The sequence below is a fragment of the Paraburkholderia sp. HD33-4 genome, from assembly GCF_021390635.1.
GTDB lineage: Bacteria > Pseudomonadota > Gammaproteobacteria > Burkholderiales > Burkholderiaceae > Paraburkholderia.
The window spans coordinates 4,333,225-4,358,865 of sequence record NZ_JAJEJS010000001.1 but is presented as its reverse complement, the minus strand read 5'-3'; the positions used below and the strand labels follow the sequence as shown (position 1 = coordinate 4,358,865).

Genomic DNA, 25,641 nt, shown 5'->3' with positions numbered 1-25,641 from the left:
GGCAGCGTCGCCGCTCGTCGCGTGCCGGCCGGATCGTGCGTCACCGTTTCTCACCTTGACGATGGCTTGAAGGGCTAAGGGCTTCAATGGACATCTTTGGCGTTCCGCTGCCGGCGATGCTGAGCCAGCTTCTGCTCGGACTCGTGAACGGCTCGTTCTACGCGATTCTGAGCCTCGGGCTGGCTGTGATTTTCGGCTTGCTCAACGTGATCAACTTCGCGCACGGCGCGCTGTTCATGCTCGGCGCGATGCTCGCGTGGATGGGGCTGTCGTATTTCAATCTGCCGTACTGGGTGATGCTCGTGCTCGCGCCGCTGCTCGTCGGGCTCGTCGGCGTCGCGATCGAGCGCTCGATGCTGCGCTGGCTTTACAAGCTCGATCATCTGTATGGCCTGTTGCTGACGTTTGGCCTCACGCTCGTGATCGAAGGCGTGTTCCATTCGATCTACGGTTCGTCGGGCCAGCCGTATGACGTGCCTTCGGTGCTGTCGGGCGCGACCAATCTCGGCTTCATGTATCTGCCGAACTATCGCGCATGGGTGGTCGTCGCGTCGCTGGTCGTGTGCTTTGCGACATGGTTCGTGATCGAGAAGACGCGGCTTGGCGCGTATCTGCGCGCGGGCACCGAGAACCCGAAGCTCGTCGAGGCGTTCGGCGTCAATGTGCCGTTGATGATCACGCTGACCTATGGCTTCGGCGTCGCGCTCGCGGCGTTTGCGGGTGTGCTCGCGGCGCCGGTGATTCAGGTCTCGCCTCTAATGGGCCAGCCGATGATCATCACCGTGTTCGCGGTGGTCGTGATCGGCGGCATGGGCTCGATCATGGGCTCGATTCTGACCGGCCTGATGCTCGGCGTCGTCGAAGGGCTCACGCGTGTGTTCTACCCCGAAGCATCGGCGACGGTCGTCTTCGTGATCATGGCGCTCGTGCTGCTCGTGCGTCCGGCGGGTCTTTTCGGCAGGGAAAAATGATGCAGAGAAAAGTGCTCTACGGTCTGCTGCTGATCGTGTTGCTCGCGGTGCCGGTGCTCGGCATCTATCCGCTCTTCGTGATGAAGGTGCTGTGCTTCGCGCTGTTCGCGGCCGCCTTCAATCTGCTGATCGGCTATACGGGCCTGCTGTCCTTTGGTCATGCGATGTTTCTCGCGTCGGCCGGCTACGTGACCGGCTATGCGATGCAGACGCTCGGCTTTTCGCCCGAGCTCGGCGTGCTGAGCGGCACCGCGGCGGCGACGCTGCTTGGGCTTGTGGTCGGCTTCTTCGCGATTCGCCGTCAGGGCATCTACTTCGCGATGGTGACGCTTGCGCTCGCGCAGATGGTTTATTTCGTGTTCCTGCAGGCGCCGTTCACGCACGGTGAAGACGGCCTGCAAGGCGTGCCGCGCGGGAATCTGTTCGGCCTGCTGAGTCTGTCGTCGGATGTCGCGCTGTATTTCGTCGTGCTCGCGGTGATCGTCGCGGCGTTCCTGCTGATCGTGCGGATCGTGCACTCGCCGTTCGGGCAGGTGCTCGTCGCGATCAAGGAAAACGAGCCGCGCGCGGTGTCGCTCGGCTATGACACCGACCGCTTCAAGCTGCTCGCATTCATCCTGTCGGCCGGCATCGCGGGCCTCGCGGGTTCGCTGAAGGTGCTGGTGCAGGGCTTCGAAACGTTGAGCGACGCCTATTGGACGATGTCCGGCCTGGTGATCCTGATGACGCTGGTCGGAGGTATGGGCACGCTGTTCGGGCCGTTGCTCGGTGCCGCGCTGATCGTATCGCTCGAAGACAGGCTCGGCGATATCGGCTCGGCGCTTGCGTCGATGACCGGCATCGACTGGTTCCGCTCGCTAGGCGAATCGGTGACGATCGTCACGGGGCTGATTTTCATCGCGTGTGTGCTGGCTTTCCGGCGCGGCATCGTGGGTGAGATCGTCGCGCGTGTGCGGCCGTTGCGGGCCTGAGATCGTCGGATTGATGTCGCGCGCGGCCGCCGCTTGATGCAGTGCGATACGCAATTGCTTCGGTCTCCGATTCAATGGCGAGGCGTGCCGAAGGTCCGCTGGATCGGAGGCTCGAGCGAACCTGTGGCAAACTGTGTGACGAAATCAGGCGAACGCGCCCCAATTCGGTGCCGCAGTGCACCACTAGGGTAATTGCTAGTTGTTACTGCTTGGGTGGTCGTTTAATCTTCATGCAGTTCTGATGCACCACGAATTTGCAGGTGGAGAACGAGGAGACAATTGAGGCACTCAGTGCCCAGAAGAAAGCGCTGTTGGATTGATATCCAACAGCGCTTTTTTATTTGTATTTTTGATCTTCTTCGACTCAATATCTCGCCGTTTCGCGCGCCATTTTTTATTCCTCGGAAGCCATTGCATGTAAACGGCGAAGCCTGTGAAACGCTTGCAGCACGGCGCTTGCGTCCGCTAAACTCACTATTCACCGACCACTGGGTTGGCAATTGAATCCGCGGATTTAATTGCAATTGAATAACGGGGTTAATAGAGGAGCAGGATGAAGTCGGCATTGCGTTGGATCAGCGCGGCATTGGTCGCCACCGGGGTTTCGGCTGCATGGAGCGGCCATGCATTCGCGGACGTGAAAATCGGCGTCACCGTGTCGGCAACGGGTCCGGCGGCATCGCTCGGCATTCCGGAAAAGAACACGATTGCGCTGCTGCCGAAAGAGGTAGCGGGCCAGAAAATCGACTACATCGTCCTCGACGACGCAACCGATTCCACCCAGGCGGTGAAGAACGCTCGCAAGCTCACGAGCGAAGACCACGTCGATGCACTGATCGGCTCGACCGTCGTGCCGAACTCGCTCGCCATGATCGACGTCGCCGCCGAAACTTCCACGCCGATGATCTCGCTGGCCGCGGCCGCGGGCATCGTCGAGCCGATGGACGCGAAACGAGCATGGGTCTTCAAGACGCCGCAAAACGACATTCTGATGGCCACGGCGATCGCGCAGCACATGGCCAATCACGGCGTGAAAACGGTCGCGTTCATCGGGTTTTCCGACGCGTACGGCGAGAGCTGGTTCAAGGAATTCAGCAAAGCCGCCGACCTCGCCAAGATCAAGATCGTCGCGAACGAGCGGTTCGCACGCAACGATGCGTCGGTCACAGGCCAGGTGCTGAAGATGATGTCGCAGAATCCGGACGCGGTACTGATCGCCGGTGCGGGCACACCGGCCGCGCTGCCGCAGAAAACGCTGAAGGAACGCGGTTACAAGGGCAAGTACTATCAGACGCACGGCGTCGCCAACAACGACTTCCTGCGCGTGTGCGGCAAGGATTGCGAAGGCACGTGGCTGCCCGCCGGCCCGCTGCTGGTCGCCGAGCAACTGCCCGAGGCGAATCCGGTAAAGAAGAGCGCGCTCGCATACAAGCACGCGTATGAAACGGCGTATGGCGCAGGATCCGTGTCGACGTTCGGCGGTCACGCCTGGGACGCGGGTCTGCTGCTGCAACATGCGATCCCGCTCGCGTTGAAGAAGGGGCAGCCTGGCACACCGGCATTCCGCGAGGCGCTGCGTGCTGCGCTCGAAGGCACGAAAGATCTGCCCGCGTCGCACGGCATCTTCAACATGAGCGCGAATGACCACGCGGGTCTCGATCAGCGGGCGCGCGTGATGGTGCAGATCGTCGACGGCAAGTGGAAGCTCGCCGGCGACTGAGCGAAGGCTCTGCGCCAGAAGACCTCATCGAAAAAGACGCGTGCAGTTGACGCGTCTTTTTTATTGCCCGTGCGAGGTGTCTGCAGCGCGCAAAAGTGTGGTTTCGCGGCTTCAGGACAAACCCGCATTTGGCGCAAGCTCTCTTGACCGTCGATAATGCAGAACGCAAGCTACTAACATATTAGTAGTTTGGGAATGCTAGGTTGGAATAGAGCCGCGGCGCAGAAACGCGGCGTATGACAAGAATGCGCCGCGACAGGAGCGGTACTCGACACGGCGGGGAGGGTATGCGCGCCGAGCAGGGAAAACCATGCTTGGCACACCTGAACCCGCTCACTAGATTCAGACACCCGGCCCAGCAGGCCGGTTTACAGATAGGCGCATTTCAAGGCGTTTGGAGACTCGCAATGAAAAAGACAAGGCATTGGGTACGTACCGGCATAGCGATGGCGCTGATGTGCGGCGCGGGGGCGGCATTCGCGCAGGTGAAGATCGGCGTCACGCTGTCGACGACGGGGCCGGCCGCGTCGCTCGGGATTCCTGAGAAGAACACGATCGCGTTGCTGCCGAAGGAGATCGGCGGCAAGAGCGTGCAGTACATCATCCTCGACGACGGGTCGGACACCAGCAAGGCCGTGCAAAACACGCGCAAGCTGATCGACGAAGACCACGTCGACGCGATCATCGGCTCGACTGTCACGCCGAATTCGCTCGCGATGCTCGATCCGGCCGCTGAAGGCAAGACGCCGGTGATCTCGCTCGCGGCATCGGCCGCGATCATCCAGCCGATGGATGCGAAGCGCGCCTGGGCTTTCAAGCCGCCCCAGAACGACAGCCTGATGGCCGATGCCATCGCCGATTACATGCAGCACCATGGCGTAAAGACGGTCGGCTTCATCGGCTTCTCGGACGCATACGGCGACAGCTGGAACACGACGTTCGACGCCGCAGCGAAAGCCCACAACCTGAAGATCGTGTCGAACGAGCGCTTCAACCGCACCGATGCATCGGTGACGGGCCAGGTGCTGAAGACGATGGGCGCGAATCCCGACGCGGTGCTGATCGCAGGCTCGGGCACGCCGTCGGCGCTGCCGGCCAAGACGCTGAAGGAGCGTGGCTACAAGGGCAAGATCTATCAGACGCACGGTGTCGCCAACAACGATTTCCTGCGTGTGTGCGGCAAGGATTGCGAAGGCGAATTGCTGCCGGCCGGTCCGATTCTCGTCGTCGATCAATTGCCGGATTCGAACCCGGTGAAGAAGTCGTCGGAAGCCTATAAGAATGCCTATGAGAAGGCGTACGGCGTGGGTTCGGTCGCGACCTTCGGCGGTCACGCATGGGATGCCGGCCAGATGTTGCAGGCTGCCATTCCGGTCGCGCTGAAGACCGCACAGCCGGGCACGCCCGAATTCCGCATGGCGCTGCGCAATGCGCTCGAAAACATCAAGGAGCTGCCGGTGTCGCACGGCATCATGAACACCACCGCGAACGACCACAACGGCCTCGATCAGCGCGCGCGCGTGATCGTGCAGATCGTCGACGGCAAGTGGAAGCTGCAGAACAATTAAGAGCGGTTACAAAGACAACTAGCGGTACGCGCCTCTCGCGCAATCTGCGGTGCATGACGCCGCATTGCCATTGTGTTCGATGACAATGGCATCGACCGCCGCGCCGAGTCCCGGCGCGGCGGTTGTCTTTTCGGGCATTGCAGATCGATGGCCCGCTACGAGCCACACGATCACGACTCATTCCCGGTTTTCGATTTCGACGCTTCAGGACGAGGAAGTATGGATCTATCAATTGCGGCGATTCTCGCGCAGGACGGCATCACGACCGGCGCGATCTACGCGCTGCTCGCGCTTGCGCTGGTGCTGGTGTTCTCCGTCACACGGGTGATCTTCATCCCGCAAGGGGAGTTCGTTTCGTACGGCGCGTTGACGCTCGCCGCACTGCAGACGCAGAAGTTTCCAGCCACCTGCTGGTTGTTGATGGCGATGGGCGCCGCCTGCTTCGTCGTCGAAACGGCGGGCGTGTTGAGGCACGCGGAGCGGCGTCGTCATGCGGTGCGCACGCTGCCTGTGCTGGCAGGGAAGTACCTGCTATTTCCGATCGCGGTCTACGCGCTCACGCGCGGCATCTTCCTGCAGCCGCTGCCGATGATCGTGCAGATCGCGCTGACGCTGCTGATCGTGATTCCGATGGGTCCGTTCGTTTATCGGCTTGCGTATGAGCCGATCGCGGAGGCGACCACGTTGCTGCTGCTGATCGTGGCGGTGGCCGTGCATTTCGCGATGGTCGGTCTCGGCCTCGTGATGTTCGGCGCTGAAGGCTCACGCACCAACGCGTTTTCCGATGCGACGTTCAACATCGGCACGTTGTCGATCTCCGGGCAAAGCCTGTGGGTGATCGGCACCGCGGTCGTGCTGATCGGCGCGCTGTACCTGTACTTCGATCGCTCGATCTCCGGCAAGGCGTTGCGCGCGACGTCGGTGAACCGGCTCGGCGCGCGGCTTGTCGGCATCGGCACGACGCAGGCGGGGCGCCTCGCTTTCACGCTCGCGGCGGGGCTCGGCGCACTGTGCGGCATCCTCGTCGCGCCGCTCACCACGATCTACTACGACTCGGGCTTCCTGATCGGTTTGAAGGGCTTCGTGGGCGCGATCATCGGCGGTCTGGTCAGCTATCCGCTGGCGGCGGCCGGCTCGATTCTCGTCGGTCTGCTGGAGTCGTATTCGTCGTTCTGGGCCAGTGCTTACAAGGAAGTGATCGTGTTCACGCTGATCATCCCGGTGCTGCTGTGGCGCAGTCTTGCGAGCCCGCACGCCGAAGAGGAAGAGGAGTGACGCGATGAAACGGATCATGCAAAAGAAGTTCTTCTGGTTATTCCTCGTGGTGCTGTTCGCGTTGCCGGTTCTACCGCATCCGATTCATGTGCCCGAGTACTGGGTCACGCTGCTGAACTATATCGGCCTCTATTCGATCGTCGCGATCGGCCTCGTGCTGTTGACCGGTATCGGCGGGATGACGAGCTTCGGGCAGGCCGCGTTCGTCGGCATCGGCGCCTATGCGACCGCGTATCTGACGACGAACTTCGGCGTGTCGCCGTGGCTCGCACTGATCGCGGGCGTGATCGTGACTGCGCTGGTCGCGCTGATGCTCGGTCTCGTGACGATGCGTCTGTCCGGGCACTTCCTGCCGCTCGGCACGATTGCGTGGGGGCTCGCGCTGTTCTACCTGTTCGGCAATCTCGACATGCTCGGCAAGTACGACGGCATCAATGGCATCCCGGTGCTGAATGTTTTTGGGATCAACCTCGAGTCCGGGCGCCATATCTATTACCTGATATGGGTGGTCGTGCTCGGCGCGGTCGTCTCTGTTCAGAATTTGCTTAATAGTCGACCGGGTCGAGCAATTCGCGCGCTGCGCGGCGGTGGTCTGATGGCCGAGGCGATGGGCGTCAACACCGGCTGGATGCGCGTTGTGATCTTCGTGTATGCCGCGGTGCTCGCGTCGGTTTCGGGCTTTCTGTACGCGCACTTGCAGCGTGCGGTGAATCCGACGCCGTTTGGGCTGAATCATGGCATCGAGTTTCTGTTCATGGCGGTGGTAGGCGGCGTCTCCCACGTCTGGGGGGCGGTGCTCGGCGCGGCGATCCTGACCGTGCTGCAAGACTATCTGCAGACTCTGCTGCCGAAACTGCTCGGCGAGAACGGCAACTTCGAGGTGATCGTATTCGGCATCATCATGGTGCTACTGCTTCAGTACGCACGGCAGGGCGTATGGCCGTTCGTCGCGCGCTTTTTCCCGCGTGGCCCGCGTGCGCATCTCGCAGATCACGCGGAGCCGCTGCCGCAACGCAACAAGCCACAGGCCGGCGAAGATCTGTTGACGGTGAACAAGGCGCGCAAGCAGTTCGGCGGCCTCGTCGCGGTGAACGACGTGAGCTTCGAGGTCAAAGCCGGGCAGATCATCGGGCTGATCGGACCGAACGGCGCCGGTAAGTCGACGACGTTCAATCTCGTGACCGGCGTGCTGCAGGCCACGAGTGGCGAAATCACGTTCCGCGGCGAGCGCATCGATGCGCTGAGTTCACGTGAAATCGTCAAGCGTGGCATCGGCCGGACGTTCCAGCACGTGAAGCTGCTGCCGGGCATGACCGTGCTCGAGAACGTCGCGATCGGCGCGCATCTGCGTGGCCATGCGGGTGTGTGGCGCAGCGTCGTGCGGCTGAACAGCTCGGAAGAGGCGCGGCTGATGGCCGAAGCCGCTCGGCAGATTCGCCGCGTCGGTCTCGAACAGCATATGTATGACGAGGCAGGCAGCCTCGCGCTCGGTCAGCAGCGGATTCTCGAAATTGCGCGCGCGCTTTGCTGCGATCCGACTCTGCTATTGCTCGACGAGCCGGCTGCCGGTCTGCGCTATCAGGAAAAGCTTCAACTCGCAGATCTGCTGCGCAGGCTGAAGGCGGAAGGGATGAGTGTGCTGCTCGTCGAGCACGATATGGATTTCGTGATGAATCTGACGGACCGGCTCGTGGTGATGGAATTCGGTACGCGGATCGCTGAAGGTCTGCCACAGGAAGTGCAGCAGGATCCAGCGGTGCTCGAAGCGTATCTGGGTGGGGTGGAATGATGGACAACACGACAACGACCAATGTGGCGGCCGCGGCACCGATTCTCGAAGTGGATCATTTGTCGGTCCGCTACGGCAAGGTCGAGGCGCTGCACAATGCGGCGATCAAGGTGCGCGCGGGGCAGATCGTCTCCGTGATCGGTCCGAACGGCGCGGGCAAATCGACGCTGCTGAACGCGATCATGGGCGCATTGCCCACGTCCGGTCATGCGAAAGGCGCGGTCTCCTATCAGGGCGAAGACGTCAGCGCGGTGCCGGTCGAAAAACGGGTCGCACTCGGTATGTGCCTCGTGCCGGAAAAGCGCGAGCTGTTCGCATCGATGACGGTCGAAGACAATCTGCTGCTTGGCGCGTACCGGCGGAAGCGGGCAGGGGAGCGCAACTTTCTCGATCAGCTGGAACCGGTGTTCGAACTGTTCCCGAGGCTGAAGGAGCGGCGCAAGCAGGCGGCTGGGACGCTTTCAGGTGGCGAGCGGCAGATGCTCGCGGTAGGCCGTGCGCTGATGGGCAAGCCCGATCTACTGATGCTGGACGAGCCGAGCCTCGGACTCGCGCCGCTGATCGTGAAGGAAATTTTCCACATCATCAGCGCGTTGCGGCAGACGGGCGTCGCGACGCTGCTGATCGAGCAGAATGCGCGCGCCGCATTGCAGATCTCGGACTACGGCTACGTGCTGGAAACCGGCGAGCTGGCACTGGAAGGACCGGCAATCGACCTCGCGCAAAATCCGCGGGTGATTGAAACGTATCTTGGCCTTGCGAAAAAAGTCGCCTAGGCTCGCACTTTCTCGCTTAGCGGCGGTCTCTGAAAGCGGTGTGTTTCACGTGAAACACACCGCTTTTTTATTGTTTCACCATTCGGACGAAATTCGGGCCGAAACTGAACCCGTTATAATTCGCCCATACATTTTCTTTTGAAGGCTCACGCGACGATCTGGCGTGAGATCCCGCGATGCTTTTTCCCACAGAATTTGACGTAATCGTCGTCGGCGGCGGTCATGCCGGCACCGAAGCCGCTTTGGCGTCGGCGCGTATGGGCAATAAAACGCTGCTTTTGACCCATAACATTGAAACCCTGGGTCAGATGAGCTGCAATCCGTCGATCGGCGGCATTGGCAAAGGCCATCTGGTCAAGGAAGTCGACGCGCTCGGCGGCGCCATGGCGGCCGCTACCGACGAAAGCGGCATCCAGTTTCGTATCCTGAATTCGTCGAAAGGACCAGCCGTCCGCGCGACGCGCGCTCAGGCTGACCGCGTGCTGTACAAAGCGGCGATCCGCCATCGGCTGGAGAATCAGCCCAACTTGTGGCTGTTTCAGCAGGCCGTCGACGATCTGATGGTCGAAGGCGACCGTGTGGTCGGTGCGGTCACGCAAGTGGGCATTCGTTTCCGGTCGCGCGCGGTGGTATTGACGGCTGGCACGTTCCTCGACGGCAAGATTCATGTCGGGTTGAACAACTACACCGGCGGCCGCGCGGGCGATCCAGCTGCGGTTTCGCTGTCGGCGCGGCTGAAAGAACTGAAGCTGCCGCAGGGTAGGCTGAAGACGGGTACGCCGCCGCGAATCGACGGCCGCACGATCGACTATTCGCTGCTCGAAGAGCAGCCTGGCGATCTGGATCCGGTGCCAGTGTTCTCATTCCTAGGGCGCGTCGAACAGCACCCGCGCCAGGTGCCGTGCTGGGTCACGCATACGAATCAACGGACGCACGACATCATTCGCGGCGGTCTCGATCGTTCGCCGATGTACACGGGTGTGATCGAGGGGGTGGGGCCGCGCTATTGCCCGTCGATCGAGGACAAGATTCACCGGTTTGCATCGAAGGAATCGCATCAGATCTACCTCGAGCCGGAAGGGCTGACGACCAACGAGTTCTATCCGAACGGGATCTCGACGAGCCTTCCCTTCGACGTGCAGCTCGAGCTGGTGCGCTCGATGCGTGGCCTCGAGCATGCGCATATCCTGCGCCCCGGCTACGCGATCGAGTACGACTATTTCGATCCGCGCGGGCTGAAGGCATCGCTGGAAACGAAGGTAATCAGTGGGCTGTTCTTCGCGGGACAGATCAATGGTACGACCGGCTACGAAGAGGCGGCGGCACAGGGTGTTCTGGCTGGCATCAACGCAGGTCTTTTCGTGCAAGACAAGGAGGCGTGGTGCCCGCGCCGCGACCAGGCTTATCTCGGCGTGCTCGTTGATGATCTGGTCACGCGCGGCGTGTCAGAGCCGTACCGGATGTTCACGAGCCGCGCGGAGTACCGTCTGAGCTTGCGCGAAGACAACGCCGATATGAGGTTGACGGAGATCGGCCGTGAGCTGGGTGTCGTCGATGACGCCCGCTGGGACGCCTTCAGTCGCAAACGTGACGCTGTTTCACGTGAAACACAGCGCTTGCGTTCGACCTGGGTCAATCCTAAGACTTTATCCGCCGAAGAAGCGACTGCCTTGCTCGGCAAGCAGATCGACCACGAATACAGTCTCGCGGACCTGCTGCGTCGTCCGGGCGTCAGCTACGACGGCGTCTGCGGGCTGCGTGACGGCATTTGTGGCGCCCCGGAAGCACTGGCGGAAGACCCGGTGCTGCTCGCGAAGATCAAGGAACAGATCGAAATCGGCGTCAAGTATCAAGGCTACATCGACCGGCAGGCCGATGAGATCGAACGCAATGAGGCGCAAGAGAATACGCGTCTGCCGGAAGGGCTGGACTACACCGAGGTGCGTGGGCTGTCGTTCGAAGCACGCCAGAAGCTGATGCAGTTCCGGCCGGAAACGATCGGACAGGCGTCGCGTATTTCAGGCATCACGCCTGCCGCGATCTCACTGCTGATGGTTCATCTGAAGCGTGGCCTTGGGCGTCGTCCGTCGAAACCCGCCGAACCCGGCGCCGACAGCACGCCGGTGGTGCAATGACGGCTGCGCAGAGGGAAATCGACCAGCAGGCGTTGGCGTCATTGCTGGCGGATGGTGTCCGTGAGCTTGGCCTCGAACTCAGCGATGCGCAGCAGCGCAAGCTACTCGATTACGTCGCGCTGCTCGCCAAGTGGAACAACGTCTACAACCTGACGGCCATCCGCGATCCGCGGCAGATGTTGATCCAGCACATTCTCGATTCGCTGTCGATCGTGCCGCACCTGGCGCCGCGCGGTCCGTCGTCGGTGCTCGACGTCGGTTCGGGCGGGGGGCTGCCGGGCATCGTGCTCGCGATCGTGCTGCCCGATTGGACAGTCACGACGAACGACATCGTCCACAAGAAGACGGCCTTTCAAGCGCAGGCGAAGGCCGAGTTGGCCCTCGCGAACCTGTCGGTTGTGACCGGGCGGGTGGAGACGCTGCGGCCTGGCGCCGAAGTACCGGCAAAGTTCGACGTAATCGTTTCGCGCGCATTCGCAGAACTCTCGGATTTCGTTACACTGGCCCGTCATCTCGTTGCGGAGCAGGGCGCGATCTGGGCGATGAAGGGTGTGCGGCCTGATGGCGAAATCGGGCGTCTGCCGGCGGGCGCCCACGTGGAACGGATCATCCGGCTGAACGTGCCGTCGCTGGACGCCGAACGGCATCTGATTGAGGTGCGAGTCGACGCCGAAAGCTGACGGCCGTCGCGGCCTGTCAGTACCCTCAACGATTTCTTCTTCATCCAAGCAGCAAAAGGGACACACCAACGATGGCAAAAATCTTCTGCGTTGCGAACCAGAAGGGCGGCGTCGGCAAGACGACCACCACAGTCAATCTGGCCGCGAGCCTGGCAGCGCAGGGACAGCGAGTCCTTCTCATCGATCTGGACCCGCAAGGTAACGCCACGATGGGCAGCGGTATCGACAAGGCCGAATGCACGAACACGGTCTACGAGGTGCTCGTGGACAACGTGGCGGTGGCCGATGCGCGCGTGCGGCCCGAGGCGCTCGACTACGACGTGCTGCCGGCGAACCGTGAGCTCGCGGGCGCCGAGGTCGAACTTGTCAGCATGCAGAATCGCGAGCGTCAGCTGAAGACGGCGCTTGCGGCGGTCGTGGGCGAATACGATTTCGTGCTGATCGATTGCCCGCCGGCTTTGTCGCTTCTGACGCTCAACGGACTATGCGCCGCGCACGGCGTCGTCATTCCGATGCAGTGCGAATACTTCGCGCTCGAAGGGCTCTCCGACCTCGTCAACACGATCAAGCAGGTCCACGCGAACCTCAATCGGGACCTAAAGGTGATCGGTCTGCTGCGCGTGATGTTCGATCCGCGCATCACGTTGCAACAGCAAGTCTCAGATCAATTGAAAGAGCACTTCGGCGACAAGGTGTTCGACGCGGTGATTCCACGCAACGTGCGATTGGCCGAGGCGCCCAGCTACGGGCTGCCTGGGGTGGTGTTCGACAGGGCGTCGCGAGGCGCGCAGGCGTACGTGCAGTTCGGCGTCGAAATGATTGAGCGGGTGCGCGCGCTGAATGACGCGCCCCTGGCATCCTAAGCGGATCGAGGAAGCACGATGAATGCAGTAGCAAGGAAGAAGGGACTGGGTCGCGGTCTGGAGGCATTGCTTGGCGGCACCGCGGATATCACCGAGGCGGTGGTGATCAACGGCGCGCCGCACGTGCTGCCGCTCGGCAAAATGCAGGCGGGCAAATACCAGCCGCGTACGCGCATGGACGAAGGCGCGCTGCAGGAACTCGCGGCGAGCATCCGTGCACAAGGGTTGATGCAGCCGATTCTCGTGCGTCCGATCGCGGCGGATCGCTATGAGATCATCGCGGGGGAGCGGCGTTTTCGTGCGGCGCGTCTCGCGGGACTCGACGAGGTGCCGGTGCTGGTGAAGGACGTGCCCGATCAGGCCGCCGCGGCGATGGCGCTGATCGAGAACATTCAGCGTGAAGATCTGAATCCGCTCGAAGAAGCCCAAGGTATCCAGCGCTTGCTCGACGAATTCAATTTCACACATGAACAGGCGGCAGAGTCGGTCGGACGTTCGCGTAGTGCGGTGTCGAACCTGCTGCGTTTGCTGAACCTCGCAACGCCGGTACAGACGATGTTGCTCGCCGGTGATCTCGACATGGGCCACGCTCGCGCGTTGCTTGCCGTCGATGCCGCGACGCAGATTACGCTGGCCAACCAGGTCGTCAACAAGCGTCTGTCCGTGCGCGAGACCGAAAAACTGGTCGCAATGACCACGAAGGTGACGCCGGCGCTCAAGGCGCGCGCGAATCCGGATGGCGGCCGTGACACGCGACGGCTGGAAGAGGAACTGTCGGACCTGCTGTCCGCGACGGTGAAAATCAAGCTCGGCCGACGTGGTCGGGGCCAGGTGCTGGTGGACTTCGGCGATCTCGATGCGCTGGAAGGCATTCTGGTTCGCTTGCGCGGGAACGCGAACGTCTGAGCGCAGATTGGCGCTCAGCGGGGAAGGGGGGGAACGGCTGGCGGCGTGTGCATAAGCACTGCCGCGAGTCGGTTTACCGACGCTCGAGCGACTACCGTGGATTCCTAAACACCCGGTCCGGAAATAATCAGGAATCCTAGCTTCGGGCGCGCGACATCCGCGCGGTAATCATCCTTACGTGCCGCTATCAGAAAGCCTCGCGATCATCATCGAAATTTGCGATCAGGATGATTCAGGTCATTGGATCAGCTGTCCCATTCAGCCCTTAAAAAAGCGTCATTTGTTGCATTTTCGAGACGTCCGCAGCAGCGTCGAAATGCCTCTCCCACGAGCTTCGATGCATGCGATTACCCACACGGGTTTTGCCATCCCCCGCCCGCCTTACATTTGACGTGTTTCGCGTGGTTAGCATACGTTTTACCGCATCGTGAAGGCACGTTTCACGCGGTTATAGGCTGGCCTAAAGTCTTGAATTGCCTGCAACTATCGCTTACAATCGCCCGGATTTAATTGCACGGCAACCCCGTAAGCGCTGCGTAAACTCGCGGGCTGAACGAGACTTTCGGAACATTGCGATGGCGGTCAAAACGTCGAATCTGTCGCCGGAGAATGGTGACGACAGACACCGCGCTGAACGCTCCGCACCCGATACGTCCGGCAGTCGGCAGTTCGATCCGGCCGAAGCGTGGAATGACGCGCAGGAAGACAACAATATCGTTCCGCTCACGCGGGCCGAGGCGGAAAAGCTGTTTGGTCCCGGCGTCGGTCGTCCATCGCGTGTGACGCCGTTCAGGGTCGTCGCGGCGCAAATGGTTTTGTCCCTGGTTGCAACGCTGTTGTGGTGGCTGTTCTACAAGCCGCCGGGCGCTGCTGCGCTGTCAGCGTTCCTGGGAGGCGCGATTTGCTGGGTGCCGAGCGCGTTGTTCGCGGCACGATTGAAAAAGCAGGGCGGCGCCGAGACCGCGATGAGCTGGATGATCGGCGAAGCACTCAAGATGGGGACAACGATTGCGATGTTTGTCGCAATCGCCTTCTGGTACCACGACGTACGCTGGATTCCGCTGCTCGTGACCTACCTCATCGCGCTGAAGACTTACTGGATCGCCTTGGCGTGGCGCTAAGGTAGCAGCACCAAAAATAGCAGCAAAAAGAATTTAGGCCGGCGCGTGGCGCTGGCACGGGTGTGCGGATGAGACAGGACCCGCACCCGGCGCGTTCCCGCAATAGAGTATTTCGGCGGGAGCGGCCTCGAACGATTTTCGACAATTTGGGTGGCTTTAACGATATGGCAGCTAGCGAAGGCACGCGCGCAATGGATCCGTCCGAGTACATCGCGCACCACTTGCAGAACTTTTCCACCGCGCACCAGACGTCGATCTTCGACATCCATGTGTGGAATCTCGACACCCTTTTCTGGTCGATCGTGTGCGGCCTCGTCACGATCCTCGTGCTGCACATGGCAGCACGCAAGGCAACGTCCGGTGTGCCGGGCCGTTTCCAATGCGCGATCGAGATGCTGGTCGAAATGGTCGAGGATCAGTCGAAGGCCATGATCCACGGCTCGCGCACCTTCATCGCACCGCTCGCGCTGACTGTGTTCGTGTGGGTCGCGCTGATGAACTCTCTCGACTTCATTCCCGTCGACCTGCCGGGCCGCGTAATCGGCTGGCTGGGCCTCTCCGAAGTCATCCCGCATCACCGCCTCGTGCCGACCGCCGACCTGAACGGCACGATCGGCATCGCGCTCGGCGTGTTCGTGCTGATGATTTACTACAACTTCAAGATCAAGGGCGCTGGCGGCTTCGTGCATGAACTGCTGTCCGCTCCGTTCGGCGCGCATCCGCTGCTGTGGATCCCGAACCTGGCACTTAACATCATCGAGTTCGTCGCGAAGACGGTCTCGCTCGGCATGCGGCTGTTCGGCAACATGTACGCGGGCGAACTGTTGTTCCTGCTGATTGCCCTGCTCGGCAGCCTCTGGAGCTTCGGCGCGGACACGACGGTGCTTGGCTTCATCGGCCACGTGGTCGCCGGCACAGTGTGGTCAATCTTCCACATCCTGATCGTTCTGCTGCAGGCGTTCATTTTCATGATGCTGACGCTGGTGTACATCGGCCAGGCACACGACTCGCACTGACCTGCGCAGTCGACAAAAGAATCGTAGTTTTTTAAATCCCAGTTCCAACCAGTTCTAAAAGACTTTTCACAAAGGAGTGATCATGCAAGCTTTCATCGCCAACATCCAGGGTCTGACCGCCATCGGTATCGGCATCATCATCGGCCTGGGTGCTATCGGCGCCTGTATCGGTATTGGTCTGATGGGCGGCAAGTACATCGAAGCATGCGCCCGTCAACCGGAACTGATGAACCCGCTGCAAACCAAGATGTTCCTGCTGGCTGGTCTGATCGATGCGGCGTTCCTGATTGGCGTTGGTGTGGCAATGCTGTTTGCGTTCGCGAACCCGCTGCTCTCGAAGCTGGCAGGCTGAGGTTCCTCGGAGGTTTGCGCCTGAGCTATAACAGGTAAAGGCGCAGGGCGGAACGGGTACTGGGGCGCTGATCGAGCAGAATCGATGAGCGCCTTGCCGTTTCACTTTCCGAACTAGCAACGTTTAAGGAAACACCGTGAATCTCAACGCAACCCTGTTTGCGCAAATGGTCGTGTTCCTGATCCTCGCGTGGTTCACGATGAAATTCGTGTGGCCGCCGCTGATCAACGCCATCGACGAGCGCGCGAAGAAGATCGCGGACGGTCTGTCCGCCGCGGAAAAGGGCAAGCAGGAACTCGAAGCCGCTCACAAGCGCGTCGACCAGGAACTGGCCCAGGCTCGCAACGATGGTCAGCAACGCATCGCCGACGCTGAAAAGCGCGCTGTCGCAGTCGCCGACGAAATCAAGGCGCAGGCGCAGGTGGAAGCCGCCCGCATCATCGCGCAGGCGAAGGCCGACGCGGATCAGCAAGTCGTGAAGGCGCGCGAAACGCTGCGTGGCGAAGTCGCTGCACTCGCTGTGAAAGGCGCTGAACAGATCCTGAAGCGCGAAGTCGACCAGGCAGCTCACGCTGACCTGCTGAATCAACTGAAAGCCGAGCTCTGATCATGGCCGAACTTGCAACCATCGCCCGTCCGTACGCGGAAGCGCTGTTCGGCGTGGCCGAAGCTGGTGACATCGCCGCCTGGTCCACGCTCGTGCAGGAGCTGGCACAGGTTGCGCGTCTGCCCGAAGTGCTGTCGGTCGCCTCGAGCCCGAAAGTGAGCCGCGCCCAGGTTAGCGATCTGCTGCTGGCCGCGGTCCAGTCGCCGCTCAAGGACAACGCGCAAGCGAAGAATCTGGTGCAGATGCTGGTGGACAACCATCGCCTGCAACTGCTGCCGGAAATCGCCTCGCAGTTCGAAGAGTTGAAGAACGCCCGCGAAGGGGCGGCAGATGTGCTGATCGTCAGCGCATTCCCGCTCGAAGGTGCGCAGTTGAACGAACTCGTCGCAAGCCTCGAACGCAAGTTCAAGCGCAAGCTGAAACCGACGGTCGAAGTCGATCAGTCGCTGATCGGCGGCGTGCGCGTGACGGTCGGCGACGAAGTGCTCGATACCTCGGTCCGCGCGCGGCTCGCCAGCATGCAAACGGCCCTGACGGCCTGAAGCGCTTCGCGCTTTAGCGGCTGGCACGCAACAGAATTGACTATCAGGAGCGAATAATGCAACTCAATCCCTCTGAGATCAGCGAGCTGATCAAGAGCCGGATCCAGGGCCTTGACGCGAGCGCAGACGTTCGCAACCAGGGCACCGTGATCTCCGTGACCGACGGTATCGTGCGTATCCACGGCCTGTCGGAAGTGATGCAGGGCGAAATGCTCGAATTTCCGGGCAACACCTTCGGTCTCGCACTGAACCTCGAGCGCGACTCGGTCGGCGCCGTGATTCTGGGTGAGTATGAACACATTTCGGAAGGCGACATCGTCAAGACGACGGGCCGCATTCTCGAAGTGCCGGTGGGTCCGGAACTGCTCGGCCGTGTGGTCGACGCACTCGGCAACCCGATCGATGGCAAGGGCCCGCTCAACGCGAAGATGACCGACGCAATCGAAAAGATTGCACCGGGCGTGATCTGGCGTAAGTCGGTTTCGGAACCGGTCCAAACCGGTCTGAAGTCGATTGACTCGATGGTGCCGATCGGCCGTGGCCAGCGTGAGCTGATCATCGGCGACCGTCAGTGCGGCAAGACCGCAGTCGCAGTCGACGCGATCATCAACCAGAAGGGCAAGAACCTCTTCTGTATCTACGTCGCGATCGGCCAGAAGGCATCGTCGATCATGAACGTGGTGCGCAAGCTCGAAGAATCGGGCGCGCTCGAATACACGATCGTCGTCGCCGCTTCGGCTTCGGACTCGGCTGCGATGCAATACCTCGCGCCGTACGCCGGCTGCTCGATGGGCGAATACTTCCGCGATCGAGGCCAGGACGCGCTGATCGTTTATGACGACTTGACCAAGCAGGCTTGGGCATATCGTCAGATCTCGCTGCTGCTGCGCCGCCCGCCGGGCCGTGAAGCTTATCCGGGTGACGTGTTCTATCTGCACTCGCGTCTGCTCGAGCGTGCTGCTCGCGTGTCGGAAGAGTACGTCGAGAAGTTCACCAACGGCGAAGTGAAGGGCAAGAGCGGTTCGCTGACGGCACTGCCGGTCATCGAAACGCAGGCAGGCGACGTGACCGCATTCGTTCCGACGAACGTGATCTCGATTACCGACGGCCAGATCTTCCTCGAAACCGACCTCTTCAACGCAGGTATCCGCCCGGCAATTAACGCTGGCGTGTCGGTGTCGCGTGTGGGTGGCGCGGCTCAGACGAAGGTCGTGAAGAAGCTGTCGGGCGGTATCCGTACCGACCTCGCGCAGTACCGTGAACTCGCTGCGTTCGCGCAGTTCGCATCGGACCTCGACGAAGCGACCCGCAAGCAGCTCGAGCGCGGCCGCCGCGTGACGGAACTGCTGAAGCAGCCGCAATATCAGCCGCTGCAAGTGTGGGAGCTGGCTGTGTCGCTGTTCGCGGCGAACAACGGCTATCTCGACGACCTCGAAGTTGCTCAAGTCCTGCCGTTCGAGAAGGGCCTGCGCGACCACCTGAAGTCGAGCCATGCTGACCTGGTCAAGCGTATCGAAGATACCAAGGAACTCTCGAAGGACGACGAAGGCCTGCTGCACACGGCCGTCAAAGACTTCAAGAAGTCCGGCGCTTATTGATCCGCGAGTGATCCGCAAGGCATAAACGGACCTTGAAGCGGTGCGGGGCGCACGTGAATGCCCCGCATCGCTTCGATCAAGGAGCAAGCAATGGCTGGAATGAAGGAAATTCGCGGCAAGATCAAGAGCGTGCAAAACACGCGCAAGATCACGAAAGCGATGGAGATGGTGGCCGCATCGAAGATGCGCCGCGCTCAGGAGCGCATGCGCGCTGCTCGCCCGTATGCCGACAAGGTCCGCGACATCGCTGCGCACATGAGCCGTGCGAACCCGGAGTATCGTCACCCGTTCATGGTGTCGAACGAAGGCGCGAAGGCGGCCGGCATCATCCTCGTCACGACCGATAAAGGTCTGTGCGGCGGGATGAACACCAACGTGCTGCGCGCATCGCTGCAGAAGTTCAAGGAACTGGAAGGTCAGGGCAAGACGATCGAGGCAACCGCGATCGGCAGCAAGGGTCTGGGCTTCCTGAATCGTCTGCAGGCGAAGGTTGTGTCGAACGTCGTGCAACTGGGCGATACGCCGCATCTGGAAAAACTGATCGGCGCCGTAAAGGTGCAGCTCGACCTGTTCTCGGAAGGCAAGATCTCGGCGGTGTACCTCGCGTACACGCGCTTCGTCAACACGATGAAGCAGGAGCCGGTGATCGAGCAGCTGCTGCCGTTGTCGGCGGACCAGTTCGAGCGCAAGGAAGAAGACGGCACGACCCCGAGCACGCAGTGGGACTACATCTACGAGCCGGATGCGCAGGCAGTGGTGGACGAACTGCTGGTGCGTTATGTCGAAGCGCTGGTCTATCAGGCCGTCGCGGAAAACATGGGATCGGAGCAGTCGGCCCGCATGGTCGCAATGAAGGCCGCTTCGGACAACGCGAAGACGGTCATCAGCGATCTGCAGCTCGTCTACAACAAGAGCCGCCAGGCCGCGATCACGAAAGAACTGTCGGAAATCGTCGGTGGAGCGGCGGCAGTCTGACCTCGGTCAGGCAGGTCGCTGCGTGTGCGCCCGAGCGGCGCACCCATCGGAGAAACTGCGCCTTTGCGCGAGTGAAGAATTGAGTATCTAAAGGAAAAGCGATGAGTACTACTGCTTTGGTAGAAGGCAAGATCGTACAGTGCATCGGCGCGGTGATCGACGTGGAATTTCCGCGTGAAACCATGCCGAAGATTTACGACGCGCTCATTCTCGAAGGTTCGGAACTGACGCTCGAAGTCCAGCAGCAGCTGGGCGACGGCGTGGTCCGTACTATCTGTCTGGGTGCTTCGGACGGTCTGCGCCGCGGCACGGTCGTCAAGAACACGGGCAACCCGATCAGCGTGCCGGTCGGCAAGCCGACCCTCGGCCGTATCATGGACGTGCTGGGCCGTCCGATCGACGAAGCTGGCCCGATCTCGAGCGAAACCACGCGCGCGATCCACCAGAAGGCTCCGGCGTTCGACCAACTGTCGCCGTCGACCGAGCTGCTCGAAACCGGCATCAAGGTTATCGATCTGATCTGCCCGTTCGCGAAGGGCGGTAAGGTGGGTCTGTTCGGTGGCGCCGGTGTGGGCAAGACCGTGAACATGATGGAACTGATCAACAACATCGCGAAGGAACACGGCGGTTACTCCGTGTTCGCCGGTGTGGGCGAGCGTACCCGCGAAGGGAACGACTTCTATCATGAAATGAAGGACTCGAACGTTCTCGACAAGGTTGCGCTGGTGTACGGCCAGATGAACGAGCCGCCGGGCAACCGTCTGCGCGTCGCACTGACCGGCCTGACGATGGCCGAGCACTTCCGTGACGAAGGCCTCGACGTGCTTTTCTTCGTCGACAACATCTACCGTTTCACGCTGGCCGGTACCGAAGTGTCGGCACTGCTCGGCCGTATGCCGTCGGCAGTGGGCTATCAGCCGACGCTGGCTGAAGAAATGGGTAAGCTGCAAGAGCGTATTACGTCGACCAAGACTGGTTCGATCACGTCGGTGCAGGCCGTGTACGTCCCTGCGGACGACTTGACCGACCCGTCGCCGGCTACGACCTTCGGCCACCTGGACGCAACCGTCGTGCTGTCGCGTGACATCGCTTCGCTCGGTATCTACCCCGCGGTGGACCCGCTCGATTCGACCTCGCGTCAGATCGACCCGCACGTGATCGGCGAAGAGCACTACTCGATCACGCGTGGCGTGCAGCAAACGCTGCAGCGCTACAAGGAACTGCGCGACATCATCGCGATTCTGGGCATGGACGAACTCGCGCCGGAAGACAAGCTCGCCGTCGCGCGCGCTCGTAAGATCCAGCGTTTCCTGTCGCAGCCGTTCCACGTCGCTGAAGTGTTCACGGGTTCGCCGGGCAAGTACGTGCCGCTGAAGGAAACGATCCGTGGCTTCAAGATGATCGTCGAAGGCGAGTGCGACCACCTGCCGGAGCAAGCGTTCTACATGGTCGGCACGATCGACGAAGCCTTCGAAAAGGCCAAGAAGATCCAGTAAAGGTCGGGTGTAACGAAGCGGGCGCGGGCCTCGCGCATGACGACTGCCAAAACGGTAGCGTTGCGCAAAGCCGGCGTCTCTTATTGCGCTCAACCCGCCTTGCATGGGACGGGAGTCAGCACTAGAGCGCTAACTCTCGTCGACAGGAGTCGACACATATGGCAACCATTAAAGTAGACGTCGTCAGCGCGGAAGAGGAAATCTTCTCGGGGCAGGCGAAGTTCGTCGCGCTGCCAGGCGAAGCGGGTGAACTCGGCATTCTGCCGGGCCACACGCCGCTCATCACGCGGATTCGTCCGGGTGCGGTGCGCATCGAAGTTGAAAACGGCGAAGAAGAGTTTGTGTTCGTCGCCGGCGGCATCCTCGAAGTCCAGCCGGGCGCAGTGACGGTTCTCGCCGACACGGCGATCCGCGGCAAGGATCTCGACGAAGCCAAGGCCGAAGACGCACGCAAGCGTGCGGAAGAGGCGCTGCAGAACACGGGCTCGAACCTGGAGTACGCGACCGCACAGGCGGAACTCGCGTACGCGACGGCACAGCTCGCGGCAATCCAGCGTCTGCGCAAGCTGCGCGGCCAGCGCTAAGCAGCACGTAGGAGAAGAAAGCAGCCTGCGCGGCTGCTTTTTTTTGATATCTAGTTGACGTTTACGTAAAGGTCGGCACAATCCACGAGATTGGAGGCACAGACGGTCGCCCGCGGCGGTCGGCGCGATGCGGTGCGGGTAAGACTTGATGCCGGCCGAATACGCGTCAGTGCACAATCGATTTCAAATTCATTTCAATCGGGCGCGCTTGCGCTCACGGAGACAACACCATGGCAACGCATAGCTCGGGCGAAGGTGCGCTCATCGAACCCGCGGATGGACTCTCGTACGTACGTGGATCGACTGAAAATCCGTTGAGCGAAGCGACCGTCGGCGAATTCCTGCGCGACACCGCCGCACGCTTTCCCGACCGGCCGGCCGTGGTGTTTCGCGAGCAGCGGATCCGCTGGACGTGGAGCGAATTCGCGCAGGAAGTGGATGTGCTCGCGTCCGGGCTGCTTGCGCTCGGCATTGCGAAGGGCGACCGTGTGGGCATCTGGTCGCCGAACCGCGTCGAATGGCTGCTGACACAGTTCGCGACCGCCCGTATAGGCGCGATCCTCGTCAACATCAATCCGGCCTATCGGCTAGCGGAGCTCGAATACGCACTGAACAAGGTGGGCTGCAAGGCGATCATCAGTGCCGAGCGCTTCAAGACGTCGATGTACATCGAAATGCTGCAGGAGCTCGCGCCCGAATTGGCGACGCAGCCGCCGGGCGAATTGCATGCCGCCCGACTGCCGGAACTGCGCTACGTGATCCGGATGTGCGACACGGAGACGCCCGGCATGCTGAGCTTTTCCGACGTGATCGAACGCGGGCGTGTGTCGCTCGACGCCACCCGGCTCGATCAGATTGGCGCGACGCTGTCGTGCCGGGAGCCGATCAACATCCAGTTCACGAGCGGCACGACGGGCAATCCGAAGGGCGCGACGCTGACGCATCGCAACGTCGTGAACAACGCTCGATATATCGCGATGGCGATGCGGCTCAGCGAGCAGGACGGCCTGTGTATCCCGGTGCCGCTTTACCACTGCTTCGGGATGGTGCTGGCGGTGCTCGCGTGCGTGTCGGTCGGGGCGAACATGGTGTTTCCCGGCGAAGGCTTCGATCCGGCCGCGACGCTCGCCGCGACTGCGGAGGAAAAATGCACCGCGCTGCACGGCGTCCCGACGATGTTCATCGCGGAACTCGACCACCCGAGCTTCGCCTCGTATGACTTTTCGCGGCTGCGCACCGGCATCATGGCGGGCTCGCCGTGCCCGATCGAGACGATGAAGAAGGTCGTCTTGAAGATGCACCTGAGCGAGGTCACGATCGCCTACGGCATGACTGAAACCAGCCCGGTATCGTTCCAGAGCTCGACGACCGACCCGCTCGACAAGCGTACGACGACCGTCGGGCGCATCCAGCCACATCTCGAAGTGAAAATCGTCGATCCGCTCGGCAATATCGTGCCGGTCGGCGAAACGGGGGAGCTATGCACGCGCGGCTACTCGGTGATGCTCGGTTACTGGGGGGACGACGCGAAAACGCACGAGAGCATCGTCGACGGCTGGATGCACACGGGCGACCTGGCGACGCTCGACGCGCAAGGCTACTGCAACATCGTCGGCCGGCTGAAGGACATGCTGATTCGCGGCGGCGAAAACATCTATCCTCGCGAGATCGAGGAGTTTCTGTTTCGCCACCCGAAGATCCAGAGCGTGCAGGTGTTCGGCGTGCCCGATACCAGGTACGGCGAAGAAGTGTGCGCGTGGATCGTGTTGCGGACGGGCGAACAGGCCACGGCAGAAGAGATCCAGCAGTTCTGCCAGGGACAGATTGCGCACTACAAGGTGCCGCGATATATCCGCTTTGTCGACGAACTGCCGATGACTGTGACCGGCAAGGTGCAAAAATTCGTGATGCGCGAACGGATGATCGGCGAATTGAAACTCACGCAGGATAAGACGGCATGACAGCGCCACGGCACGCTGAGCCACAGATATGAGCGAAAGCGAGGGGTAGGAATCGAAACTGCGCGGCGATCGTTTCGTCACGCGCAAACGTTTGAGCAGGCGAAAAAAAAGCGGGCCTGGAGCCCGCTAAAAACCACACGCTACGGGGTTAGCGCGAGGAGACCAATGATGGGACGGTTATCAAGACGACCCTGCGTCGATTACGGCCCCAGCAGGGATGCCCCCTTCACAGGGCTTCGGCAAGCGCCGACCGGCAAGTGCATCGTATCCGCTCACACCACGCACACAGCCACATCCGTGTTGAAACCGTTGAGGGCATTGTGGGCGAATTACCTTATGAACGCCGTAACAAAGTGTTTCAGGTTGTAACGCCCGCCAGATAAGGCGCTGCGGGATTTATTGCCAAAATAAAAAGCTTGAAATGTAGTAATTACCGATGATTGCCGCGCATTTTAATCCGCATGATTAATGCTATTCCCGACGCATATTGCGGTAGAAATTGATTTCCCTTTTTGCGTGAAATCGTTGCATGTGCATCATTTGTGCAATGAATTCCCTTTGTAACAGGCGCGGTGACCCTGCCCCGAAATACGCCACCATTCCGCGAAAACCTGCGTGGCAGTGCAGCAAAGCGAATGCCCTCGTGCTACATACGAAAGCGGGGTGCACCGCAACATCATCTACCTGATCCGGATGGTTATTACGAACCCACGATGTGGCCCTTGGTTACATCATCCTGCGATCCCGACATGAAATCGTCAGGCCTGCGCAGGCCGCCCCCTGCCGCAACCGGTCAGCGGCTGATGACGACCTGCAACGGATCCGGCCGGTTTACTTCAACCACTTATCCGAAATAGCTTGATACTCGCCGGTCGCCCGAGCGAGATGCAGCCACTGATCGACGTATTGCTGGAACGCGACGTCGCCGCGCGGCAACAGCCATGCCTTCTCGCCGTACTGGAACGGCTTGTCCGGATGCACGGAGCATAGGCCGGGATTGAGTTTCTGCTGCAGCAGCGTTTCGGACGCATCCGTCACCATCACGTCGGCCTTGCCCGCGAGGATCTGCTTGAAGATCGTCACGTTGTCCGGATAAACGGTCACGTTCGCGTGCGGGAAGTATTGCTTCGCGAACTTCTCGTTAGTGCCGCCCGGATTGACGATCACTCGCGTGGACGGTTGATCGATTTGCGCGACCGTCTGATATTTGTTGACGTCGTCGCAACGCGCGATCGGCGTTTTGCCGTCGATCATGTAAGCCTGCGTGAAGAACGCATGCTTCTGGCGCTCGAGCGTCGGCGACACACCGCCAATGCCGATGTCGCACTTCGCGACGAAGTCGTTCATCAGATTCGACCATGACGTCTTGACGAACTCGACCTTCACCCCGAGAGACTTCGCGAGCGACTCCGCCATGTCGATATCGATACCCTCGAACTGGCCATCGCCTTTGTAGAACGAGTACGGCTTGTAGTCGCCGGTCGTGCAGGCGCGCAGCGTGCCGCGGCTGATGATGTCGTCGAGTCTGGACGGCGCGGCCGCGGCGTTTTGCGCGCTAGCCACGCCGACATGCATGAGGATGCCGGCGAGCGCGCCGAGCATTGCGAGTGCTGCCTTCTTCATCGAGTCTCCTGGTGGTATGTAGTGTGTAATTCGTCGGGAAAGCTGTCGGATAGTAGCTTGGCAGCGCGGGCTTGAACATCGGCCGTTCAGCCAGGGCGAATCGGGCAGCGGG

Annotated in this window: 22 protein-coding genes; 21 read left to right on the top strand and 1 reads right to left on the bottom strand. The window is 61.1% G+C overall.

Features of this window, described 5'->3' with window-relative positions:
* Window positions 1-86 precede the first annotated feature (86 nt).
* From L0U84_RS19530 to L0U84_RS19430, 21 genes are all read left to right on the top strand, one after another.
* A complete protein-coding gene (locus L0U84_RS19530; RefSeq protein ID WP_233851812.1) occupies window positions 87-971 on the top strand; it encodes a branched-chain amino acid ABC transporter permease in 885 nt (294 codons plus the stop codon).
* Complete coding sequence (locus L0U84_RS19525; protein WP_233852072.1) at window positions 971-1,942, top strand: branched-chain amino acid ABC transporter permease; 972 nt, start codon at window positions 971-973, stop codon at window positions 1,940-1,942. The genes L0U84_RS19530 and L0U84_RS19525 overlap by 1 nt, the downstream gene beginning before the upstream one ends.
* Window positions 1,943-2,495: 553 nt before the next feature.
* Entirely contained in the window at window positions 2,496-3,662 is a 1,167-nt protein-coding gene (locus L0U84_RS19520) for an ABC transporter substrate-binding protein (RefSeq protein WP_233851810.1), read from the top strand.
* A gap of 407 nt (window positions 3,663-4,069) precedes the next feature.
* Complete coding sequence (locus L0U84_RS19515; RefSeq protein ID WP_233851809.1) at window positions 4,070-5,230, top strand: ABC transporter substrate-binding protein; 1,161 nt, start codon at window positions 4,070-4,072, stop codon at window positions 5,228-5,230.
* A 219-nt stretch (window positions 5,231-5,449) separates the two neighbouring features.
* Window positions 5,450-6,505 carry a branched-chain amino acid ABC transporter permease gene (locus L0U84_RS19510; protein WP_233851808.1) on the top strand — a complete coding sequence of 352 codons (1,056 nt, stop codon included), beginning with the start codon at window positions 5,450-5,452 and terminating at the stop codon, window positions 6,503-6,505.
* A gap of 4 nt (window positions 6,506-6,509) precedes the next feature.
* Window positions 6,510-8,294 (top strand): branched-chain amino acid ABC transporter ATP-binding protein/permease, encoded by a 1,785-nt coding sequence (locus L0U84_RS19505; RefSeq protein WP_233851807.1) that lies wholly within the window; start codon window positions 6,510-6,512, stop codon window positions 8,292-8,294.
* The gene (locus L0U84_RS19500) at window positions 8,294-9,070 is read left to right on the top strand and encodes an ABC transporter ATP-binding protein (RefSeq protein ID WP_233851806.1); all 777 of its coding nucleotides are present in this window, start codon (window positions 8,294-8,296) and stop codon (window positions 9,068-9,070) included. Before L0U84_RS19505 ends, L0U84_RS19500 begins: the two co-directional genes overlap by 1 nt.
* A gap of 176 nt (window positions 9,071-9,246) precedes the next feature.
* On the top strand, window positions 9,247-11,205 hold the full coding sequence (mnmG, locus tag L0U84_RS19495; RefSeq protein ID WP_233851805.1) for a tRNA uridine-5-carboxymethylaminomethyl(34) synthesis enzyme MnmG: 1,959 nt from the start codon (window positions 9,247-9,249) through the stop codon (window positions 11,203-11,205).
* A complete protein-coding gene (rsmG, locus tag L0U84_RS19490) occupies window positions 11,202-11,885 on the top strand; it encodes a 16S rRNA (guanine(527)-N(7))-methyltransferase RsmG (protein ID WP_233851804.1) in 684 nt (227 codons plus the stop codon). Before mnmG ends, rsmG begins: the two co-directional genes overlap by 4 nt.
* Window positions 11,886-11,956: 71 nt before the next feature.
* Window positions 11,957-12,748, top strand: coding sequence for a ParA family protein (locus L0U84_RS19485; protein WP_129956627.1), 792 nt, complete (start codon window positions 11,957-11,959; stop codon window positions 12,746-12,748).
* An 18-nt stretch (window positions 12,749-12,766) separates the two neighbouring features.
* The gene (locus tag L0U84_RS19480; protein WP_233851803.1) at window positions 12,767-13,654 is read left to right on the top strand and encodes a ParB/RepB/Spo0J family partition protein; all 888 of its coding nucleotides are present in this window, start codon (window positions 12,767-12,769) and stop codon (window positions 13,652-13,654) included.
* Between the two features lie 575 nt (window positions 13,655-14,229).
* Window positions 14,230-14,775: an ATP synthase subunit I gene (locus tag L0U84_RS19475; RefSeq protein ID WP_233852071.1), complete on the top strand. Its 546-nt coding sequence runs from the start codon at window positions 14,230-14,232 to the stop codon at window positions 14,773-14,775.
* Between the two features lie 164 nt (window positions 14,776-14,939).
* The gene (atpB, locus tag L0U84_RS19470) at window positions 14,940-15,791 is read left to right on the top strand and encodes a F0F1 ATP synthase subunit A (protein WP_233851802.1); all 852 of its coding nucleotides are present in this window, start codon (window positions 14,940-14,942) and stop codon (window positions 15,789-15,791) included.
* Between the two features lie 82 nt (window positions 15,792-15,873).
* Window positions 15,874-16,143 (top strand): F0F1 ATP synthase subunit C, encoded by a 270-nt coding sequence (atpE, locus tag L0U84_RS19465; RefSeq protein WP_007180033.1) that lies wholly within the window; start codon window positions 15,874-15,876, stop codon window positions 16,141-16,143.
* Window positions 16,144-16,279: 136 nt separating this feature from the next.
* The gene (locus tag L0U84_RS19460; RefSeq protein ID WP_233851800.1) at window positions 16,280-16,750 is read left to right on the top strand and encodes a F0F1 ATP synthase subunit B; all 471 of its coding nucleotides are present in this window, start codon (window positions 16,280-16,282) and stop codon (window positions 16,748-16,750) included.
* A gap of 2 nt (window positions 16,751-16,752) precedes the next feature.
* Entirely contained in the window at window positions 16,753-17,292 is a 540-nt protein-coding gene (locus L0U84_RS19455; protein ID WP_129956622.1) for a F0F1 ATP synthase subunit delta, read from the top strand.
* A gap of 56 nt (window positions 17,293-17,348) precedes the next feature.
* On the top strand, window positions 17,349-18,890 hold the full coding sequence (atpA, locus tag L0U84_RS19450) for a F0F1 ATP synthase subunit alpha (RefSeq protein ID WP_233851799.1): 1,542 nt from the start codon (window positions 17,349-17,351) through the stop codon (window positions 18,888-18,890).
* Window positions 18,891-18,980: 90 nt separating this feature from the next.
* Window positions 18,981-19,865, top strand: a complete 885-nt coding sequence (atpG, locus tag L0U84_RS19445; protein WP_233851797.1) for a F0F1 ATP synthase subunit gamma — start codon at window positions 18,981-18,983, stop codon at window positions 19,863-19,865.
* A 101-nt stretch (window positions 19,866-19,966) separates the two neighbouring features.
* Window positions 19,967-21,361, top strand: a complete 1,395-nt coding sequence (gene atpD, locus L0U84_RS19440; RefSeq protein WP_008917919.1) for a F0F1 ATP synthase subunit beta — start codon at window positions 19,967-19,969, stop codon at window positions 21,359-21,361.
* 158 nt (window positions 21,362-21,519) lie between these two features.
* Window positions 21,520-21,945, top strand: a complete 426-nt coding sequence (locus L0U84_RS19435) for a F0F1 ATP synthase subunit epsilon (protein ID WP_233851796.1) — start codon at window positions 21,520-21,522, stop codon at window positions 21,943-21,945.
* 230 nt (window positions 21,946-22,175) lie between these two features.
* Entirely contained in the window at window positions 22,176-23,906 is a 1,731-nt protein-coding gene (locus L0U84_RS19430) for an AMP-binding protein (RefSeq protein ID WP_233851795.1), read from the top strand.
* 831 nt (window positions 23,907-24,737) lie between these two features.
* On the opposite strand, the gene L0U84_RS19425 is transcribed toward L0U84_RS19430, so the two are convergent.
* Window positions 24,738-25,529, bottom strand: a complete 792-nt coding sequence (locus L0U84_RS19425; RefSeq protein ID WP_233851794.1) for a transporter substrate-binding domain-containing protein — start codon at window positions 25,527-25,529, stop codon at window positions 24,738-24,740.
* Window positions 25,530-25,641 lie beyond the last annotated feature (112 nt).

Coding starts and splice junctions, on each gene's coding strand:
- atpA (WP_233851799.1), top strand. CDS start 17,349: ATGCAACTCAATCCCTCTGAGATCAGCGAGCTGATCAAGAGCCGGATC.
- atpE (WP_007180033.1), top strand. CDS start 15,874: ATGCAAGCTTTCATCGCCAACATCCAGGGTCTGACCGCCATCGGTATC.
- rsmG (WP_233851804.1), top strand. CDS start 11,202: ATGACGGCTGCGCAGAGGGAAATCGACCAGCAGGCGTTGGCGTCATTG.
- atpB (WP_233851802.1), top strand. CDS start 14,940: ATGGCAGCTAGCGAAGGCACGCGCGCAATGGATCCGTCCGAGTACATC.
- L0U84_RS19520 (WP_233851810.1), top strand. CDS start 2,496: ATGAAGTCGGCATTGCGTTGGATCAGCGCGGCATTGGTCGCCACCGGG.
- L0U84_RS19430 (WP_233851795.1), top strand. CDS start 22,176: ATGGCAACGCATAGCTCGGGCGAAGGTGCGCTCATCGAACCCGCGGAT.
- atpD (WP_008917919.1), top strand. CDS start 19,967: ATGAGTACTACTGCTTTGGTAGAAGGCAAGATCGTACAGTGCATCGGC.
- L0U84_RS19425 (WP_233851794.1), bottom strand. CDS start 25,529: ATGAAGAAGGCAGCACTCGCAATGCTCGGCGCGCTCGCCGGCATCCTC.
- L0U84_RS19475 (WP_233852071.1), top strand. CDS start 14,230: ATGGCGGTCAAAACGTCGAATCTGTCGCCGGAGAATGGTGACGACAGA.
- L0U84_RS19530 (WP_233851812.1), top strand. CDS start 87: ATGGACATCTTTGGCGTTCCGCTGCCGGCGATGCTGAGCCAGCTTCTG.
- L0U84_RS19500 (WP_233851806.1), top strand. CDS start 8,294: ATGGACAACACGACAACGACCAATGTGGCGGCCGCGGCACCGATTCTC.
- L0U84_RS19485 (WP_129956627.1), top strand. CDS start 11,957: ATGGCAAAAATCTTCTGCGTTGCGAACCAGAAGGGCGGCGTCGGCAAG.
- L0U84_RS19480 (WP_233851803.1), top strand. CDS start 12,767: ATGAATGCAGTAGCAAGGAAGAAGGGACTGGGTCGCGGTCTGGAGGCA.
- L0U84_RS19515 (WP_233851809.1), top strand. CDS start 4,070: ATGAAAAAGACAAGGCATTGGGTACGTACCGGCATAGCGATGGCGCTG.
- L0U84_RS19455 (WP_129956622.1), top strand. CDS start 16,753: ATGGCCGAACTTGCAACCATCGCCCGTCCGTACGCGGAAGCGCTGTTC.
- L0U84_RS19435 (WP_233851796.1), top strand. CDS start 21,520: ATGGCAACCATTAAAGTAGACGTCGTCAGCGCGGAAGAGGAAATCTTC.
- L0U84_RS19510 (WP_233851808.1), top strand. CDS start 5,450: ATGGATCTATCAATTGCGGCGATTCTCGCGCAGGACGGCATCACGACC.
- atpG (WP_233851797.1), top strand. CDS start 18,981: ATGGCTGGAATGAAGGAAATTCGCGGCAAGATCAAGAGCGTGCAAAAC.
- L0U84_RS19525 (WP_233852072.1), top strand. CDS start 971: ATGCAGAGAAAAGTGCTCTACGGTCTGCTGCTGATCGTGTTGCTCGCG.
- mnmG (WP_233851805.1), top strand. CDS start 9,247: ATGCTTTTTCCCACAGAATTTGACGTAATCGTCGTCGGCGGCGGTCAT.
- L0U84_RS19505 (WP_233851807.1), top strand. CDS start 6,510: ATGAAACGGATCATGCAAAAGAAGTTCTTCTGGTTATTCCTCGTGGTG.